Origin of the sequence: Qiania dongpingensis (assembly GCF_014337195.1) — a bacterium.
Lineage (GTDB): Bacteria > Bacillota > Clostridia > Lachnospirales > Lachnospiraceae > Lientehia > Lientehia dongpingensis.
On the sequence record NZ_CP060634.1, the window covers coordinates 448062 to 467799 of the forward strand.

Below are 19738 nucleotides of genomic sequence, written 5' to 3' on the forward strand. Positions count from 1 at the left end.
TCCTCTTAGCGGATGCTTTACGTCTTTCTTTTATTTGTACGCTGCAAATGCACCATCCTTAATCTGTACTGCTACCAACGGAATCTTCACATCGCCGTTCTCATCAAAGGAAAGGGAACCGACTACAGTTTCGAAATCCTTCAGGTTAGCCAGATATTTCTGGATGTCTTCGCGGGTTTCCGCACCGTCTTCAATGGCTGCCTTCAGCATATAGATAGCCGCATATGCACAAGGAGACGTAGGATCTTCTGTCCTCACACCATTGGCAGAATATTTATCATTGTATTTGTCAAAGAATTCTTTCGCTTTTTCGGGTACATTGTCGGGATCGAAATAAGAATCGCCTACCATGCCTTCTACCGCGTCGCCGCCGAGGCTGATAACAGAAGGATTATATGTACCGGTTGCTGAAATGAACGGATTATAACCCTGCTGTACGCACTGCTTTGCAAAGGCTGCCAGCTCTGTCTCATCTGCGATGGCAAATACGGCTTCACATCCGGTATCTACCATTTTTGTGATCACGGTGTTAAAGTCGATGGTCTCGCCCAGCAGATATCCTTCTGCTACGAGGGGCTCAATTCCTTCTTCCTTCAGACGTTCTTTCGCGACTTCCAGAGCGCCCTGGCCAAAGTCATCGTTCTGATAGATGATGCCGATCTTCTTATAACCTGCGTCGATGATGACATCCAGGTCGAAGGTAGCACGATAAACATCAGAGTTCCATACACGGAAGGTATAGTCACCGGCCGTACTCACTTTGGGGGAGCTGGAACCGACTGCGATATGTACCAGGCCCGCCTTGTTATAAATGGGAGCTCCTGATAAAGTACATGAGCTGTTATAACCGGCGATACATGCCACGATATCTTTATCGGCTACGAACAGCTTAGCTACGTTGGCGGCTTCCTTGGGGTCAGCCTTGTCATCCATGGATACCAGTTCGATCTTCTTACCTTTCACACCGCCGGCCTCATTGATCTCGTCCACTGCCAGCTCCGCACCGTTGAATACACGTCCGCCAAGCTCCGCCGAGCCGCCTGTCATGGGCACGCCCACGCCAATCTTGATAGTTTCACTGTCGCTGAAAGAAGTTTCTGCTTCCTTCTTCTTCCCGCATCCGGCAAACAGTCCTGCAACTACCACCACTGTCATAACACATGCAACAAACCGTTTCTTCATGTTTCTCCCTCCATTTTCTTTTTTACTTTTATATGTTTGAACATCATATCGTAATACCATTTTGTGGATTGTAGGTTGTCTACAATCTACTTTCTTTAAAAAAACAGCCACTTTAGAATAATTTTGACGAATCCTAAGCTGACTGTTTTCTTTCATTTGAGCACATTAACGATGATATTCAAAAACATATTTACTTTTTATAGTGAAAGCATACAATAGTTTCCACTCGATGTCAATCTTTTCTGAACAAAAAGCCCCAAAAAAATATTAATCGAAACAAAAAGTATGATTATGAATTTCCGACCTATCATCTCACAGCCGATCCGTCTAAAATTAAACTATTCATTTGTCTTTCAAAATATGTCTCTTCATTATCCATCATCACAAAAAATATGTTTCATCTCATCCCTCCTTTCAAAATAAACCCAAACGATTCCTTCTATCATCTCAGACTTTCTCTATTATAGAAAAGAGACGCCGTTGAATTCGCTCAACGACGTCTCTGTCTTTTCTCTGTCAATTAATATCAGGCTATTAGTACATATAGTGTATCAATGACAGAGGTATTTGTCAAATGCTTATTGTCTATAAGCTTATATCCCCAAGGTTATATCTGATAATTTAAACGTTTTTTTCAATTCTTCTGTACAATCAATACTATGACGGAAAAGGAAAGTCTATTCATTCTTCAAGAATAAATTTTCCTTTTTCCCTTAGTTATACTGCCCCAATTGGCTTAAGAACTGCTTGATTCTGGGATTCTCCGCTGCTGACATGGTCAATCTCTCCGCCGGCATATCTGAAATGATGGTTCCCTGATCCATGAATACCACACGGTCTCCTACTCTCCTGGCAAACTCCATTTCGTGGGTGACGATCACGACAGTCATCCCGCCCTTTACCAGCTCCACGACAATATCAAGCACCTCTACCGTCATCTCCGGATCGAGGGCGGAGGTCGGCTCATCAAAGAACATCAGTTTTGGATTCATGGCCAGCGCTCTGGCTATGGCAATCCTCTGCTGCTGCCCGCCGGATAATTCCTGGGGATAATAGTCTGCCCTTTCAGACAAATGAACGATTTCCAATAGCTCCATGGCCTTTTCCTTTGCTCTTTCCTTATTCTCTTTATGGACCAGCACAGGAGCCAGCATAATATTTTCCAGTGCAGTCAAATGTTCAAATAAATCAAAAGACTGGAATATCATGCCGATTTCTGTCCTGTCATATGCTCCTTTTTCCCGTATCGGCACGCCTTTGTAAGAAACGCTGCCCGCATCTGCCTTTTCCAGTCCTGAAATACTTCTGAGCAGAGTGGACTTCCCCGATCCGGATGGTCCGATAATAACAACTTTTTCTCCCTGCTTAATATTCAGCGATACATCTTTCAATACTTGTGTCCCATTATAAGATTTCTCAATATGTTCTGCTCTCAGCATGATCATTTTTTCCATAGCTTTCCTCCTTATTTCCGATACTACGCCTGGCTTTCCTGGCTTAAAACAGTGACGGGCTTCGCCGCTGTTTTCTCCTTCCGTGTGATATCCATACTCCTTTCAATCAATCCGAGAATCGCTGTAAAAATCGCGGAAAATGCCAGATAATAAATGGATGCCGCTGCCAATGCGGATACATAGTCAAAGTTGGCCGCCGCTGACTGTGAAGCCCTTCTCAGCAAATCCCCGAAACCGATCACGGAAGCCATGGCAGAGGTCTTAAGCATACCGATGAACTGATTTCCGGTGGGAGGAACAATTACTCTAAGCGCCTGCGGAAGCGTGATGTGGCGCATGATCTGAAACCTGCTCATTCCCAGCACATGGCCCGCGCGCTGCTGTCCTCTGCTCACAGAGGCCAGACCAGATCGAATGATTTCGGACATGTAGGCCGATTCATTCAGCGTAAGCGCAAGGATGGCTGTCTGAAATCCGCTCAAGCGGATTCCCCACTGTGGCAGGACATTAAAAGCAAAAATCAGCTGTACCATGACAGGAATCCCTCGGAATATCCAGACATAGCCACTGACCAGCCAGACAAGCGGCTTTACTCTGGATCGTTTCGCCAAAGCGATAAAAAATCCCAGGAGAATCGCCAAGGTCTGAGAACACAATGTGACCTTCAGCGTATTAAGCGCTCCCTCGATGAACATCGGGGATATCAAATAGTTCAGAATTTTATCCATGTTGTCAGCTCCTATTCCAACGGAAATATTTATAATAAATGTCTGCCTAAAATCATTTAAAATAGCTCAATTCTTCCGGAAAATTGTATTTCTCCAACAGCTCTGCGTAAGTACCGTTATCAACCAGCCGCTGAAGGGCCTCTTCCACAGCCTCTTTCATTTCAGTATCGCCCTTTCTCACGGCAATGCCAATTTCCGTATCATTGTCAAAGGTGCTCACTGCATCAAATACGCCGGGTTCTTCTTCCTGGAGGTATGCTGCGCCTGGAGAAGAGTAAATCATACAGTCGGCCTGAGAATTTTTCACCGCCAGTACCGCGTCGTTGCTGGTGGGAAGGGAAAGGATATTAATCGCATCTTTTCCTTCTGAAACAAACTGCTCATTGAGTTCATTACACTTCATCTCCTCTACTGCCCCGGCCGTTACGGCCACTGTTTTCCCGGACAGGTCATCCGGTCCGAAGATCCCAAGCTCCTCCGCGGTGCCTGTACGGACCAGAATGGTATCGCCAAGAGTCAGATAGCGGACAAAATCCACCTGCTCCTCTCTTTCCGGTTTGATATACATGGCGGAATTGATGATATCGCAGCGTCCTCCCTGAAGGGCATTGATCAATCCGTCAAAGGTCATGTCCATAATCTCCACTTCCAGGCCCATTTCCTTCGCCAGGGCCTCGCCCATCTCGATATCCAAACCGGTATAGTCCCCGTCCTTCATGTACTCAAAAGGCGGGAAGGTAGCCGCTACTGCGTAGGTGAGTTTTCCTTTCGTCACCAGGTTGGAGGGCGCCGCCGTTTCAGACGCTGTGGTTTCGCTTGCTGTGGTTTCACCCGCTTTCTTTGTTCTGCATCCGCCGAACATGCTCAAAACCATCAGTGCCGTCATACATACTGCCAGGATTCTTTTTTTCATAATCATTCTCCTTTCTTAAAAAACATAAAAGGCGCCATTGGATTTCCCAATGACGCCCTCGTCCTGTCTCAATCAATAAGTCTGTTTTTATATCAGTCTATTATCAAAAGCTCACGTTTTGTATTCCCGAGCACCTTGCATCCTGTCTCTGTCACCAGCACAGTCTCGCTGAATCCCACGCCGTAGGCATCCAGCTCCCGGAGCGCCGGAGGCATATGGAATACCATGCCCGGCTTTAGCAGACGCTTATCTCCTTTTTGGAGACTCATGATATGACCCTCGCCCCAGTCGGGAGCAAATGCGATTCCCAGGGAATAACCGGTACGTTTCCGGTAATTTTCGTATAACCCCGCCCTTTCGATGACGCTACAGCAGGCGGCATCCACGTATTCAGAAGTTACGCCGGGCCTAATCGCATCAATTGCCGCATTCAAAGCTTCAATACAAACTTTCGTCCATTCTGCAATGAGCGGAGAAGGCTTTCCAAGATGAACGGTTCTCATCAGAGCTCCGTTATATCGATTCACCGTGGCTGCCAGCTCCAAAAGTACCGACTCGCCGTTCTGAATGACTCTTTCTCCCCAGGAGGAGTGCATCGCGCCCGCTCTGGGACCGGAGGCTACATAAGGCTCTGTGCCATAATATTCACTGCCTTGCAAGCACATTTCAGAGAAAAACGCCGCGGCCACTTCTTTTTCCTTGTTGCCGGGACGTACCTTTTCCATCCCCTTTGCCATCGCCATATCTGCAATGCGGCAGCATTCCTCTATGTATTCGATCTCCTTCGGGGATTTGATCATCCTCGCCGCTTCCACCGTTCCGGAAGCATCTGTGATCTGTGCCCCGGCAAGCTTTTCCTTCAGTCCCAGGAAGTTTTTCGTCGTAAGGAACCAGGAAGTGAATTCCACGCCGACGCGTCCTCCTTTAAAACCCTTTTCGAGTATGACGTCCACCGTCTTCTGAAGCGGATCGTCTGTATCGTCATAAGCTACTAAGCCGTCACCCTCCAGCCAGGAATAGACACTGGCGTTTCCAACTTCGCCTCTGCGGAGGACCAGCGTCATATCGCCTTCCATGGGAAGTACCAGACACATATACATATAATAACCCGGTGATTTATGCCCTGTCAAATAGAAAATATTTTCCGGAGTGTTCACAAGAAGCATATCCAGTCCCTGATCCGCCATCGATGCCTTTACTTTCTGAACTCTGGCCTGAAACTCATTCATTGAAAATCCGATTTCTTTCTGACTCATATCGCGCCTCCTTAAGGACATTCGTATATATTATTAAATTGCTATTTATTTTAGTGATTCTGCCAGTCTGTGTATTGTAAAAAACGGACATGTTTCCCTGAATCTTCACTATTTCCGGTGCTGACCGTGGCCATAATACTCTTTTGTCAGTTCCTTTACCTCTTTGGAAAGTGCCAGTACCACCGGTACATTGATCAGGATAACAAGCGCCAGGAACAGGTCTGATAACCCCCAGATTTCTTCCAGCCCTCCCATGGCCCCGAATATGGCTCCAAACAGGCTTAAGGTACCGCAGACCATGATGATGATCTTCCGCTTCACATTTTTGAAGACATATCCCATGGCATTCTGGAACAGGAAATTGTTGTTGATGGATGTCGTATAGCCAAACATCACTACCCCGAAACATACAATGGCGTGACCAAGCCATTTTCCCGGAAGGCCGGTGGAAAACGCAAGACTCGTGAGAGCCAGCCCCTTTTCACCGCTTCCGTAAACGCCTGTGAACATGATGACAAGCGCGGTCGCCGTACACACAACACAGGTATCAATAAACACTTCGAAAATGCCCCACATACCCTGCTTTGCCGGATGTGTCGTGATTGCCTGGCCGTGGATGACTGCTCCCAGGCCCACGCCGCCGTCATTGGAATAAATGCCGCGGGCAAATCCCTGGCGCATGGAGAGCACGACCGTGGATCCTGCAAATCCTCCCAGCGCGGCGCTTCCGGTAAACGCGCTGGATATGATAGTTCCAAAAACGCCGGGCAGTTTATCGATATTCATGAGGATGATTACAAGAGAAGCGACGAAGTACACGATGGTCATAAAAGGAACCAGGACATCGGCTACCTTTACCAGTCTTTTCAGTCCGCCATAGACTACAAGACTCATCAGAACCGCCAGCGCGATGCCTGTGATCAAAGGCTTTACATTCAGCATTGTGCTCATGGCCGCGGCTATGGTATTGGACTGTACAAAAGCCATAACAAAATATCCAAGGCCGAAAAGCAGCGCGTATGTCACGGCCAGCCAGCCCCATTTGCTTCCCAATCCCTTCAGGATATAATACATTGGCCCAGAATTATATTCGCCTGTCTCTTTATTGAGTTCCCGGTACTTTACGCCCAGGACGATTTCGCTGTATTTTGTTACCATGGAAAACAGCGCGACGATCCACATCCAGAATACCGCTCCCGGACCTCCGATACCGATCGCCAGTCCTACGCCGGCGATGTTTCCTGTGCCGATGGTGCCGCTCATGGCTGCCATAGCCAGCTTGAACGGCTTCATGACGCCTTCGCCTTCTTCTTCTTTCTTAAAAATACTGCCAAAGGTAGTCCGGAGCATATACCCAAATCTGCGAAACTGAATCGCTCCTGTCCGTACGGTCAGCACTACGGCTGTCAGAAGTATGATGATAATCAGTGGCCATCCCCATAAAAAGTCACTTATCTTGATAAAAATCCCCATATCCTTCTCCTTTTGAGATTCCGATTTTACTTCATTCCTTCTCTGGCTAATTCCACAAACCGTTCAAACAGCTTCCGATGCTCCTCTCTTTCCTTGAAGAGACATTCCGGGTGCCACTGCACGCCGATCCGCTTTCCAGATTCGTCTTCAATGGCCTCAATGACTCCGTCCCGGCTCCTCGCGGCCACCAGGTAACCCTCGCCCGGCTTTTCAATCGCCATATGGTGAAAACTGTTGACATCCACCGGCTCCTTCGTTCCATAGACCAGCGCCAGCTGTGTATGTTCTTCTATCCATACCTGATGGAGGATATAATCCGTCGGCACGACCGGGGAACTGTGCACCTCGCTTTCATCCAAAATATCCGGCAGATGTTTGATCATACTACCGCCGGCGGCCGCGTTCATGAGCTGCATCCCTCTGCAAAGACCTAATACCGGTTTATCCAGCGCTTTCATCGCCTTTATGTAATAAATATCGCTTCTGTCCTTTCTTACACAGAATACTCCGCTGTGTCCGTTCACCGGGACGCCGCTGGCTTCCGGCGAAAGATCCTGCCCCACCGGCACCACGAGCCCGTCTATTCTTCTGCAGACTTCCATGGCCTGCTCTTCCCCCCAGACAAGCGGCAGCCCTACGGCCATCCCGCCTCCTGCCCTGATTCCGTCTATGGTCTCCATTGGAGTGTCTGCTATCATCATGTCGGGAAGCCCTCCTGACATGATGCAGTCGATGTCATGGATTAAATCCATTGGAACGCCAATCACAGGCTTCATAAATCATTACCTCCTTCTTTGTTCTTCCAGATCAGAGAACCGATTATACAGACAAGGATGCAGCTTCCGAAAGAAAATACTGTCCCTCCTGCCGGAATACCGGAAAGGGCCGGAACCTTAAGGGTGATAAACCCTACTATCGCTCCGAGGATCATCCCTGCCGCCAAACACTTCGCGTTAGCCTTCTTCTTCATCAGAGCAGCCGTCATGACTGCCCCGGCCAGAGGACCTGCACCCAACGTATAGCTCATGCCGAAAAGCGCGATCATCCATGAGCCGCCGGTCGCCCAATAGAGGGCCAGTATACCGAAAATCCCAGATACGATGATACCCACTCTAAGTACCTTTTTATCATCCGCTTTCGGGTTGATGAACTTGGAGTACAGGTCGTGGGTGATTGTAAGGGAGATGGAATTCAGCATGGAATCCGCCGTGGACATAGTCGCCATCATGATGCACACCGTATAGATCAGCGCCACCCACTGGGGCATGTAATTGTTGAGGAACCAGGGCCATACCTTGTCATTGATCAAATCAGCCGGGGCGCCCAGTCTGAGAACTGCCATGCCTACAAACGCAGTCAGTACGGCAAAGAAGATTGTCGCGATTCCGGTCACGACCAGGCCCTGCTTTGCCACCCGGTCTGTCTTGGCCGAATAAATCCTTTGATAGCTGGACTGAAGCCCCATGCCGGATACCAGGCCAGATACGATCCAAAGGGGTATCGTATATCCCGGCATCCCCTGCACCGTCATGGGATTCATCATATGAGCCTCCACACCGGAAGAAATGCCGCCGAAACCTCCCGCATAATATATGGCAAACGGAACCGTGCCGGCAAAGATCAGCAGCAGCAAAATCCACTGGAGGGTATCTGTATATGCCACAGCCAGATATCCGCCCACGGTGGAATAAAGGATCACGACACCTCCGATCACCAGCACTCCCACCAGATACGGGACTCCGATCGTCTCCAGCATACGGGCTGCCGCCGTCGTCTGAGCCGTCACCCAGGTAATCGGCACGATCAGACAAACAAGAGCAGATATAATGCTCAGGAATTTGTTGTGATACAGGCTGTCGAACCAATCCGGCAGAGAGATAAAGCTGTTTCCCTTCCTCATGGCTTTTACCATGACGACCGCCATAAAGAAAAACCCCAGCGCCTGCGGCGCGCCGTACCAGGCCGCGCCCACGCCGTACCGGTATCCCATCCCGATCCATCCGAGTGTCATACCTCCGCCTACGAAGGTAGCGCACTGCGTGCTGATGGTGACGAGAGGACCGAGGCTTCTTCCGCCCACATAGTAATCATCTGAAGTCTTTATCCGTTTCGACGCCCACAGCCCGACTGTCAGCATCACCGCGCCCATACACAGTACCAGAATCAATCCTAATGTCATACCCTTTCCCTCCTGTTATAATTTTCTTGACCCGCATCGTCTTCCGTTTCATTTTACTTCTAGATTGCTGAGAATACTTTCTTCAGCATCTCTTCTCTGACTGTCACCCCGAGGCCGGGGCCGTCAGGTACTTCCACCACGCTGCCGTGCACTACAAGGCCGCTTGTGGCATCTGCTTTGATTCTCACATGTCCGTGAACCTCAAACAGCTTCGTTTCCGCCACGGCTCCACATTGGACGGCGGCGGCCACTGCCATCATTCCTTCATCCATCCCTCCTATCATGTACTCGATTTCATGAGCCTTTGCCAGATTCATAAGCCGGACCGCATTGTAGATGCCTCCGCATTTGATCAGCTTGATATGGATACCGTCCACTGCTCCCATCTCAATATAGCGTGCCAAATCTTCCACAGTGGCCACACATTCGTCTCCGAAAAGCTTCATCGGACAGTTTTCTTTTAATTCTTTCAGACGGATGGGCGAATTATAATGCACCGGCTGTTCCGCGATGGTGACCCCATATTCCGCCAAACGGTTTAGATTTCGTATGGCTTCTCTCGTATTCCAGGCCTGATTCGCATCCACACTGTAGACCACCTCATCCTGTACCCCTCTGCTCCGTATCACGTCCCAGACCGCACTCACCCGTTCTTCATCATAACGGAACTGCTGTCCTCCGACCCTTACTTTGATAAAACGGCAGCCGCTGTCTATGATCTCCTCAGCTCTCTTTTCCGCTTCTTCTACCGTCATGAATGGAATGTTTTCTTCCGACGGCAGTCTGTCGTTAAGTTTTCCTCCCAGTAATTCATATACCGGTTTTCCGGCCAGTTTTCCGGCCAAATCATATGCCGCACAGTCACAGGCTGCTTTCGCGGCAGTATTGCCTACCAGACTTTCTTCTATGATCTGATGAAGTACATTCAGATTTTCTGCATCCTGTCCGACCATTTTAGGCGCAATGGCTGAACAGATTGTGGACACTACCGCTCCGGTGGTATCGCCGGTAAAATAAGAACAGTTTCCTCTTACTTCTCCAAATCCTGCGGTCCCGTCTTCTGCCTCCAGTTTTACATAAACTCCCTCCAGGTTTGTCACCAGCCCCGAAGATGCATGGCTGAAGGGTATCTTTAACGGCTGAAGGCAAGTATATACAGAGACATTTTTGATTTTCATACCATTTTTCTCCTTTAGCTCAAAAGTGCCCGAATCACCTGTTCATCCACCCTGCATGCCGTCTCCAGCTCTTTATATTCCACGTATTCGTTTGGTTTATGACAGTAATTGATATTACCCGGGCCGATTATGACTGTGGGAATTCCTTTTCTCATCAGATGATTCATATCTGTATTACAGATTACCCCATAAGGCGTCTGCTTTACTCCAGTCACCTTCTCACACGCTTTGTAAGCGATCTGCGCAATCTCACTGTCAGGCTTTACTTCGGAAGCCGGCCCCGTAGTCACCAGATAGCGGTCAATCTCCACTCTTGCCCCAGGAAATTCAGCTTCCGCATCGGAACAGATTTTTTCAATTGTCTTTATGATCTCCTTTTCATCTTCTCCCGGTATCATCCTCCGGTCTATGACAAGTTCGCACCAATCCGGCAGCATATTCTCCTTCGTTCCTGCCTTGAGCAGCGTAATGGAAATGGAGGGCTTGCCAGTGGAAGGATGAGTAACCTTATGAAGCTTCGCCTGGATATCATCTACCAGCTTAGAAATATATGCCGCCACCCTGACAGAACTGATTCCGAGCTCCGGCGCGGAAGAATGAGCCGTCCGTCCATGGATTACCAGCACTGGCCGGATACTTCCGTTATGCCCCAGTCCAATCCGGCAGTTGGTAGGCTCTCCTACAATCCCGAAATCGGCTGATAGTTCTGTATGGTCCACCAGATATCTGGCCCCCTTGCTGTAGGTCTCCTCGTCCACCACGGCTGTGACTATGATGTTTCCGTTTGTACTTCCCGGATTTTCCAGTATATGCTTTGTGGCGATCAAAAGTGCGGTCAGGCAGCCTTTTGCATCAGTCGCCCCCCTGCCGAAAGCACGGTCTTCTCCTCTCGTCAGCCGGTAGGGCTCTGTATCCCAGCCGTCTGCCGCGGGAACCACATCCATGTGGGAATTCAGCACAACTGTCTTTCCTCCCTTTCCGATACTGGCTCTGGCAATGACGTTAAATCTCCCTTTTTCCACCTCTTGTTTTTCCACTGCCATGCCCAGGCTCTCTGCATATTTGGCCACCAGTTCCCCCATTTTTTCTTCCTGACCTTCTGTGCTGGGGATTTCAACCATTTGTCCTAAAAGTCCCAGCGCCTCCTCCAATATTTCCATAATTTCACTCCTTCCCTCTCGTATTTTGTTTTTATAATTAATTCGACATTTTTATTACTTTATTTATGATTTCATTTTATAAAACCAGCAGTAAAACATATTGTAAAAAAAGGACCAAAATACTTTATTTTTTTAAGAATCAGCAAAAAAAACTTGTACAATGTTAAAAAGTAATATAATTAAAACAAAAAAAGCCGCCGCACGGCTTTTCATTCAGCCATGCGGCGGCTCTATTCTTATTATTGTTCTTACCAAACCTTATACAAAAGACCAATCCTCTTTGTCATATGACTTGGGAGTCAGCAGTGTATACCTTTTGAATTCACGGATGAAATGAGACTGGTCATAATAACCCAGGTTTTCATAGATGAAATCTCTGTCTTTCATTTCTATTCCATAAATCGCCTGCTGGATTCTCACGATACCGGAATATTGTTTAATGGGCATACCAAGATTACGGCGAAAAACCTGATTGGTATAGTGCTGGCTGTATCCCAGCATATCAGCCAACTCTGAAACCGTCAGATTCCCCATTTTCTCCGCAACGTCCTCCACAATAAACTTAGTAATGGAATTTACCCGGTTCTTCCCGAAGACGGAATCCCGCTCCAGAAAATAAATCAGTTTCTGCTCGAAGGTTTCCATAGTCTCCACTTCTTTTTCCATAAACGAGATGTCTTTATATTTATTCACCGGGCAGTTATTATTAATGATATGACCGATGTCGTTCAAAAACACCTCCGGCACGACTCCTGCGTTGAATTTTATGCCAAAGCATTGTTCATGGTTGCTCACAAGAGAAGGTTTTCCCATCAGCGCGCTTCCGATCAGCCTGGCCTGGCATTTTCCGTCCTTCCATAGAAACCAGATATTCACACAGCCGTCTGGGATGGATAATATCTTTTCCTGCAGTGGATTCCTGATTTCATAAAACTTGTTTATCAGTTCATGCTCCAGCCGTACTTCCCGGTACGTTGTGCGCGTACCGGTGCAAAAGGTCTTAAATTCCACTGTGCCACCTCCTGCCATCCATAAGCTGTCTGTGGAATTACTGCAGCTTTCCGTCCTTGATCACATAATGGCCGTCCACAATACAGGTAGGCTCTTTCATGATCAGATCGATATGTACTGGCGTATCACAGGTTCCGCCGTAGGACAGATTGTTTCCGATACCGATATGCATGGTACCCAAAACGCCTTCATCCTCCAGCATGCGTCCGCTCAAAGTACCTGCGGGGTTCAGGCCAAAGCCTACCTCTGCCGCCAGATATACCCGTTCGTCATGGAAGCCTGCCAGTGTATCGCGAAGGATATCCGCCTCTTTACCTCCTTCAATGGAGGTGATGTATCCCTTTTCTACTTTGATCGTGATCGGTTCTTTGATGACACCCAGGCCCGGAAGAGGAATGCTTCCGTCAATCACCAAAACTCCTTCGGCCGAATCGTCTGCTGGTCCTACAGCACACTCTGCGTCGGGCGGGGAAGAAGCCTCGCCTTTATCTCTGGAAACGCCGTATCCCACATCTGCATGTCTCCCAACAATGGACGTCCGGAAATCGGTGCCGGCCGGCGTCGTAATGGACAGCTCTTTTCCCACGATCTTTGTCTTCGTCTCATCTACGAGTTTGCGGACTTCACCCCAGTCTGTAAACAGGCAGCCTTCCTCCAGCATCTCCATGGAGTAATCCGCCATATTCACAAATCGGGATCCGGCTTCGCAGGCCTCGATTCTCGCTGAACTATTATACAGCGAAAACGTGGTAGCAGAAAACATCACGTCGGATTCCTTCATAGCCGCAGCGATTGCGTCAGTAGGAGCTTCTCCGTGAGTAGAACGGTCAGGCATGCATACCATCGTGGTATCCGTAAACGCGGACGCACATTTATACATGGCCTCTCCAATCTCTTTACTGGTATCGTCGGTGATCACAAGAACTCTTTCTCCCTTTTTCACTGCCCCACAGGTATGGAGCAGAATCTCACAGCCCTTCATTGCCTTCTCGCTCATCTCTACCTCCTAAAATATTTTTTTATTGTATTTACTACAAACGCCATTTCTTCTTCGCCGTAACGCTGGTCACATTGAAGCATGACGTTGTGGTCCGATAGATATTTAGCGTCTTCTCCCGGAACGTAATACTCCTCCGGAAGAATCCACTGAATCTCTCCGATGATTCCGTTGTCCGCCAGATACCGATAGAATTCCTGCCGTTTCTCCACCAGCACGACAAACCCAAAAGGAACATACTTTCCTTCTTCATCCAAAGGTTCTCCGGCCAGTTTAAGGCCTTCCACATCCTTCAGCTGATGATAAAGATACATATAGTTTTCCCTGCGCTTCCTCATGGATTTTTTGTGATCCATGTTGAACAGGATGCGGCTGGTGAGCTCTGTCATCCCCCTGGGTGTAAAATCCAGGTAACGGGCTTTGTTTGCTTCTTTTTCCAGCTGCAGGTAATAAGAGATATCTTTACCTGGATGGTTATCATAATAATCCCGCATAATGGAAATCAGCAGCTGTTTATATACCGCTTCGTCATAAGCGTTCTCAAGCGGCACCATGGGACATTCCACTCCGTCCTTTACCGCCAAGATGCCGCCGTCTGTAACCGGCATCCATTTCCTCGTGCTGGCCACCAGGTAATCTCCGAACCCAATCCGGCCCGCCTCCTTTGTATAAAGTGTCTGGGTCAGATCCTCCACGATCACCAGATGATTTTCTTCGCTGATGCGGAGCATTTCATCCACAACCGCTTTGGGCTGCGGCACTCCGAAATAATGGATTACATACAGAACTTTTACCTTTTCATCCACCTTACTCCGCAAGTCCTCCATGTCCGCCGTCAGATCCTTCTTCACCCGGTAAAAGCGGAACTGCGCTTTACACACTTCCAGAGAATTGATGACGGATACACAAAGATAATCCGGCAGAAGAATCACATCCTCTTCTGTAAGATGCAGGGCGTTTAAAAATATATAAGAAGACGCCGTGCGCCCGTTTCCCGTATAAATCTTTCTGTTATATTTCCCTTCCGTATCACACCGGAGCTCCAAATCTTCCTTCTCCGGCTCTTTTTGTAAAAGCTCCGGATCCACGTGGTAAAATCCACCGATTAACATGGTCTCCCTCCTTACTTTTCAAAGCACAGGAGGGGAAGCCGGCCGGCTTCCCCGTTAGTACCTGCGACTTTATTTTTCTGCCAATACGTTGTAATTCACCAGCGCATAGACCTGCGCGGCTTCTCTCACTTCATCCAGGATCACATATTCATCGGGCATATGTGCTTTCAGGCCCGTACCCGGCCCGTAAAGCACCGTGGGAATACCGGAGTAGTTGGTCATGAAATCGGCGTCATCATGCTGAGGGGTCCCATAGAACGGGCACTCTTTCCCCAGCATCTCATGAGCCTTTACAACAGCCTGCACAACCTCAGCTTCTTCGGAAACCTCAGAAGGATTGCTGTCATAGGTCAGCTCCGCCACTGCATCAAAGGTGGGATCCTCTGCCTTAAGCTTGGCAATGATATCATTTACCTGTCCAAGGAACATGGCGCCTGTCTCACCGGGAACCGTAAACCTGGAAACCTTCATCTCGCACCGGTCAGGCACAACACTGGATCGCTCTCCTCCGGAAATCACGCCAGGGTTTATGGAACCCTTTACATATTTATTCTCTCCGGGAACGATTTTCATGATCTCATCATAGATTCTGCACATCATGCCAATCGCATTCACACCCTTGAACGCGGTAGCGCCATGGGCGCCCACGCCCATCGTGGTGATCTTAACTTCCAGCATGCCCTCGCATACCAGACAGCAGTGGAGGTCAACATCCTCTCCATTGATACACATATCCGCAGTGAAGCCGTCCTTCAGCATCTTAAGGGTACCTTTGCGGCTAATATCCTGCACTTCTTCATCAACCGCATACATCAGCGCGATCTCACCAGCGAATTCAATGCCGGACTCCACCAGCGCTCTGGCCGCCGTAATCTGAGCTGCCATCCCGCATTTGCAGTCTGTAGAGCCGCGTCCATACATTTTACCGTCTATGATCTCCGCTCCGAAAGGGTCCTTCGTCCAGCCTTCTCCCACCGGAACTGTGTCCAGATGGTTGTTGTAAGCAATCCTCTTTCCAGGCTTGCTGCCCTTCACCAGGACCAGTACGTTGCCATGACGGTCGATCTCGCTTTCAAATCCAAGCTTGCCGCAGTATTCGGTGATGAATTTTGCCAGTTCCGCCTCATTTCCGCTCACGCTGGGTATTTTGACCATCTGGGCGAGCAGATCGATCATCTCGTCTTCGTGAGATTTTACAATGTCCAAAATCTTCTGATACATATATATCTCCCTTCACATCAAATCATTCTTCAATTTCATTCTATCCAAGTCTCTAAATGCCGCACGCAGTCATCAGAACATCGCGATCACTTTCTGTATAACACTGTAAAGCGCGTTGATCGCAAACAGCAGAGTCAGCGCTGTCACGATACCCATGATGATGTTCTGTCTCAGATTATTCACAAAATCTCCAAGCAGCGATTTCTTGTTGCACAATATCCAGCTGATGATACACACCATGGGAAGGGCAATACCATTCAGCGCCTGAGCGGCGATGATCAGCTGTACCGGGGAAGAGCCGAAGATCACGATCAGGATAATGGGAATCAACACTACCAAACAAGTGATGATGACATTATGCTTTGCCTTCGGATTTTCATCCAGCTCAAATGCAGGCGGGAACAGCATATTGTGGATTGAAATTTGATAGAGCACGGAAGAGATAGCGGCCGCCCACAGGCCCAATGAGAAAAAGATGCCTGCAAATCTTCCGAGCAGAGGAGTCAGCTGCTGTGCCATATCGGCTGCAGAAGAAATCTGGATTCCCTTGGGATGAAGCAGGGTTCCAGCACAAACGATGATCGCGCCGGTGATCAGGAACGTAATAAACATATTAAGGCCTAAGTCAGCCTTAGCCAGCTTGATATCATTTTTCGGTGATTTGGAATCGGGATATTTCTTTCTCAGGAAAGAAGAATATCCAAGGACCAGGTTCGGGGTAACGGTGGTAGCCAGCAAAGACACCGCCAATATCGCATTGCCGCCGGGAATCTTAAAGGAAAACCCTTCTGTGAACATATCTCCGATATTCGGTCCGGAGGTACATGCGGTGAGCACGAAAGCCAGGACCATCAAAATAATTAGAATCTGGTTTACGCCCTCAATAATTTTGTAACGGTTCAAAAGTACAATCACCAGTGCCAGCACAGACATGATGATCGCCCAAAGCAGATTGGTGGTCCCGGGGAAGAAATACGTAAGGGCCATGGAAGCGCCGCTTAAGTTCCCTGCCTGGAAAGCAATGCTGCCTACAAAAAGCACAACCCACAGGAATTTTGCCACTCCGGGGCTTATGTACTCTCTCACGCCTACCATCACGGATTCTTTACAGCCGATGGAGATCCTTGTCGCAGGTTCCTGGAAAAAATAAGCGATAAGGCAGGCCAACAGCAAAATCCAAAGTGCCGTATAGCCATAATTCGCCCCCTGAGTGGACGCGGTCGTCACCGTGCCCGGGCCGATAATGGCGGCAGACATGATTGCACCGGGCCCCAGGGCTTTTGCATAGTCTTTGAACGTCAGTTTCTTTTCATTCATACTACTTCCTCCTTAATTTTGGCATACTTACCAGCCTGACCGTTTTCTCAGCTTCCCATTACTGATTTTCCCAAATATCTGCGCCGGAAAAAACAGGTTGTATATTGAAGATTGTATACAATTCCCCTCTTTTATAAAAAAAGCCATTACAAATCAACATACCCCGCTCGACTGATTTGCGAATGGCTCCTTTACCATGCATATATTTAGTTGTAAAAATCGGACCTACTGATATTACAGTCATTTTAAGATAATTCACAGAATTTGTCAAGTATATCCAGAGGAATTCTGCCTTATTTTTCCAAACCTCCTGTCTCTTCCGCCTAGTTCCTGTAATTTACGTACTTGGCGCCGAGCAAGCGCTCCGCGCTGTTCTCCACATGCTTCTGCACAGTGCGGTATACCAGATTCTCATCCCGTTTTTCAAAAGCATAAATAATATCCAAATGCTCCCTGGTGGCATCCTCCACTATGGACTCCTGAGTCTCCTCATTATCATATTCTGCCGCCCATCGGAGCCTGAGGGAATGAGCTTTCATATTCTGGAGGATACTCTTTAAAAATCGGTTGGACAGGTAATCCACCATCATCTCGTGCACTTCCAAATCCGAATTGACATACTGAGCCAGGTCGCCCGGATGGTCCATGACCTTGAATAGACTCCGTTTCGCCTCCGCGATCTTCTCTTCCGGAATATCCATCGTGGACATTTTAGCGGCATAAGGCTCCAAAAGCGCCCGCATCTCCCAAATATACAGGATATCCTCCTTCATCACCTCCGCCACGATTGCTCCTTTCCTTGGCACGATCGTAGTAAATCCATCCCGTTCCAGCATATTCAGTGCCTCCCGGATGGGAGCGCGGCTGATGTTCATTTCCGCCGACAGATCTTCTTCCCTCAGACGGGTTCCCGGCCTCAGATCTCCATTTATGATGCGCTCCTTTAAATTATCATAGACTAACTGTTTTAAAGACGGATTGGAGCCAAAATCAGACGCTGCCATATGTTCAACCTCCAGTTTGAATTTTGTACCGCACAATTTCTCACTACGCTTCCTTTTAAGGAGCCCGTCCAACGAACCAAGCGCCTCGCTTTGGTACTCTATCCGACAGCCTGGTCCTGAAAACCCTGCTACCTTCTTATTTATTGTATATCGTCAATTGTCTACAATTAGAAATTTATAAAAAAGATACTATCCCCTTTCCGGTTTTTAGTATCCTCCTCCGGTATCTCATGCCTACTGTTATTATTACTAATTTTAATATAAATGCCAACGACTTGTCAACATATTTGTGCGTTTTAGACAAATAAAACAAATATTTATATTTTCATATCCTATTTTTCATTTTTCACAAGGACGGTCTGTTCTAAAATAAACAAGGACGCCGTTCTCCTGAGAAAACAGCATCCTCGTTAATCATTGATTTTTTAGCCTTTATCAGGCATGTTCAGCACTATATGCCAGAACCAGACGTTCCGCCAGTTCACCGGAACGAACGAGTTCCTGCACATCCGCCTTTTCATTCAGCGAATGGGCATTTGCATTCCCCATGCCAAAGCTGATGCAGGGAATCCCATGGGCACAATAAATATTTCCATCGCAGCCTTCCATAGTCAGAGACAGCTTCGGTTCTATATCCATGGCTTTCAGCTCGCCGACAGCAATGCGGACGATCTCATCCTCTTCGGTATAGCAATAGTTTCCATGCTGAATCTCGTACCGGAATTTAAGCTCCGCTCCGCTCCCCTTGATGTGCTCTTTGCAGTAGTCCTCGAAATACGCAAGATAATCCATAAGCTTCTGTTTCTGGACGCTTCTGGCCTCGCACCGTACTTGGACATAGTTACAGACAGTCCCCGGCTCCTTAGGGCCTCCGTGGAACACGCCCAGGTTAGATGTAGTCTCCTCATCCAGGCGGCCTTCCCGGATACCGGCCAGCATATTGCATGCCGCCTTAATGGCATTGATACCCTTTTCCGGGCTTCCGCCATGGGAACGCTTCCCTATGACCTCAATATCGATCATAGCCTTGTAAGGACGTTTCGTATCAACCTGTCCCAGGGGACCAGTGCTGTCAAAGATAAAGCACATATCAGACTTCAAAAGTGAAGGATCCAATAACCGCGCACCCAAGATTCCGTCTTCCTCGCAAATAGATAATACGATTTCCAGCTCCGAATGCTTTTTTCCGCTGTTTTTAAGCCTTCTCAGGGCATCTAAGATGACTACTAAGCCAGAGACATTATCGGCCCCCAGAATCGTCGTACCATCCGATACGATCTCTCCCTCTTCTGTTATGGACGGTTTTATATGATATCCATTGCTCACCCGGTCCATATGAGCTGACAGCATCAGGCACCCCGGCAGCTCCCCGGGCAGGCGGGCAATCAGATTGCCTGTATTGCCCCCTGTTTTCTTTCCCGCATCGTCTTCCGTAACAGTGCAGCCCAAAGCTTCAAGCTTTTCAGCCATATAATCCGCAACAGCTCTCTCATCCCGTGAAGCGCCGCCCAGCTTTACCAGCTCCAAAAACTCTGTTATAATCTGTTCCATGA

The 19738-nt window shown here is 48.2% G+C and carries 17 protein-coding genes; all 17 read right to left on the reverse strand.

The window, feature by feature from the left end:
• Positions 1 to 30 precede the first annotated feature (30 nt).
• Entirely contained in the window at positions 31 to 1182 is a 1152-nt protein-coding gene (locus H9Q78_RS02185) for an ABC transporter substrate-binding protein (RefSeq protein ID WP_249303364.1), read from the reverse strand.
• Positions 1183 to 1895: 713 nt separating this feature from the next.
• Positions 1896 to 2636, reverse strand: coding sequence for an amino acid ABC transporter ATP-binding protein (locus H9Q78_RS02190; protein ID WP_330595215.1), 741 nt, complete (start codon positions 2634 to 2636; stop codon positions 1896 to 1898).
• A 23-nt stretch (positions 2637 to 2659) separates the two neighbouring features.
• On the reverse strand, positions 2660 to 3364 hold the full coding sequence (locus tag H9Q78_RS02195; RefSeq protein WP_249303366.1) for an amino acid ABC transporter permease: 705 nt from the start codon (positions 3362 to 3364) through the stop codon (positions 2660 to 2662).
• A 52-nt stretch (positions 3365 to 3416) separates the two neighbouring features.
• Positions 3417 to 4277 (reverse strand): ABC transporter substrate-binding protein, encoded by an 861-nt coding sequence (locus H9Q78_RS02200; protein ID WP_249303367.1) that lies wholly within the window; start codon positions 4275 to 4277, stop codon positions 3417 to 3419.
• 92 nt (positions 4278 to 4369) lie between these two features.
• Complete coding sequence (locus H9Q78_RS02205; protein WP_249303368.1) at positions 4370 to 5533, reverse strand: M24 family metallopeptidase; 1164 nt, start codon at positions 5531 to 5533, stop codon at positions 4370 to 4372.
• Positions 5534 to 5641: 108 nt separating this feature from the next.
• A complete protein-coding gene (locus H9Q78_RS02210; RefSeq protein WP_249303369.1) occupies positions 5642 to 7006 on the reverse strand; it encodes an alanine/glycine:cation symporter family protein in 1365 nt (454 codons plus the stop codon).
• Positions 7007 to 7032: 26 nt separating this feature from the next.
• Positions 7033 to 7782: a gamma-glutamyl-gamma-aminobutyrate hydrolase family protein gene (locus tag H9Q78_RS02215; protein WP_249303371.1), complete on the reverse strand. Its 750-nt coding sequence runs from the start codon at positions 7780 to 7782 to the stop codon at positions 7033 to 7035.
• Complete coding sequence (locus tag H9Q78_RS02220; RefSeq protein WP_249303372.1) at positions 7779 to 9185, reverse strand: sodium:solute symporter family protein; 1407 nt, start codon at positions 9183 to 9185, stop codon at positions 7779 to 7781. The genes H9Q78_RS02215 and H9Q78_RS02220 overlap by 4 nt, the downstream gene beginning before the upstream one ends.
• A gap of 59 nt (positions 9186 to 9244) precedes the next feature.
• Complete coding sequence (locus H9Q78_RS02225; protein ID WP_249303373.1) at positions 9245 to 10363, reverse strand: mandelate racemase/muconate lactonizing enzyme family protein; 1119 nt, start codon at positions 10361 to 10363, stop codon at positions 9245 to 9247.
• Positions 10364 to 10377: 14 nt separating this feature from the next.
• A complete protein-coding gene (locus H9Q78_RS02230) occupies positions 10378 to 11523 on the reverse strand; it encodes a M20 family metallopeptidase (protein ID WP_249303374.1) in 1146 nt (381 codons plus the stop codon).
• 258 nt (positions 11524 to 11781) lie between these two features.
• Positions 11782 to 12534, reverse strand: a complete 753-nt coding sequence (locus tag H9Q78_RS02235) for a helix-turn-helix domain-containing protein (RefSeq protein ID WP_249303375.1) — start codon at positions 12532 to 12534, stop codon at positions 11782 to 11784.
• Positions 12535 to 12571: 37 nt separating this feature from the next.
• Positions 12572 to 13531 (reverse strand): aminopeptidase, encoded by a 960-nt coding sequence (locus H9Q78_RS02240; protein WP_249303376.1) that lies wholly within the window; start codon positions 13529 to 13531, stop codon positions 12572 to 12574.
• 2 nt (positions 13532 to 13533) lie between these two features.
• Positions 13534 to 14643 (reverse strand): aminotransferase class I/II-fold pyridoxal phosphate-dependent enzyme, encoded by a 1110-nt coding sequence (locus H9Q78_RS02245; protein WP_249303377.1) that lies wholly within the window; start codon positions 14641 to 14643, stop codon positions 13534 to 13536.
• Positions 14644 to 14712: 69 nt separating this feature from the next.
• Positions 14713 to 15864, reverse strand: a complete 1152-nt coding sequence (locus tag H9Q78_RS02250) for a M20 family metallopeptidase (RefSeq protein WP_249303378.1) — start codon at positions 15862 to 15864, stop codon at positions 14713 to 14715.
• A 72-nt stretch (positions 15865 to 15936) separates the two neighbouring features.
• Positions 15937 to 17181, reverse strand: coding sequence for an Nramp family divalent metal transporter (locus H9Q78_RS02255; protein WP_249303379.1), 1245 nt, complete (start codon positions 17179 to 17181; stop codon positions 15937 to 15939).
• 323 nt (positions 17182 to 17504) lie between these two features.
• On the reverse strand, positions 17505 to 18185 hold the full coding sequence (locus tag H9Q78_RS02260; RefSeq protein ID WP_249303380.1) for a GntR family transcriptional regulator: 681 nt from the start codon (positions 18183 to 18185) through the stop codon (positions 17505 to 17507).
• Between the two features lie 435 nt (positions 18186 to 18620).
• Positions 18621 to 19736, reverse strand: a complete 1116-nt coding sequence (locus H9Q78_RS02265) for a M20/M25/M40 family metallo-hydrolase (RefSeq protein WP_249303381.1) — start codon at positions 19734 to 19736, stop codon at positions 18621 to 18623.
• Positions 19737 to 19738 lie beyond the last annotated feature (2 nt).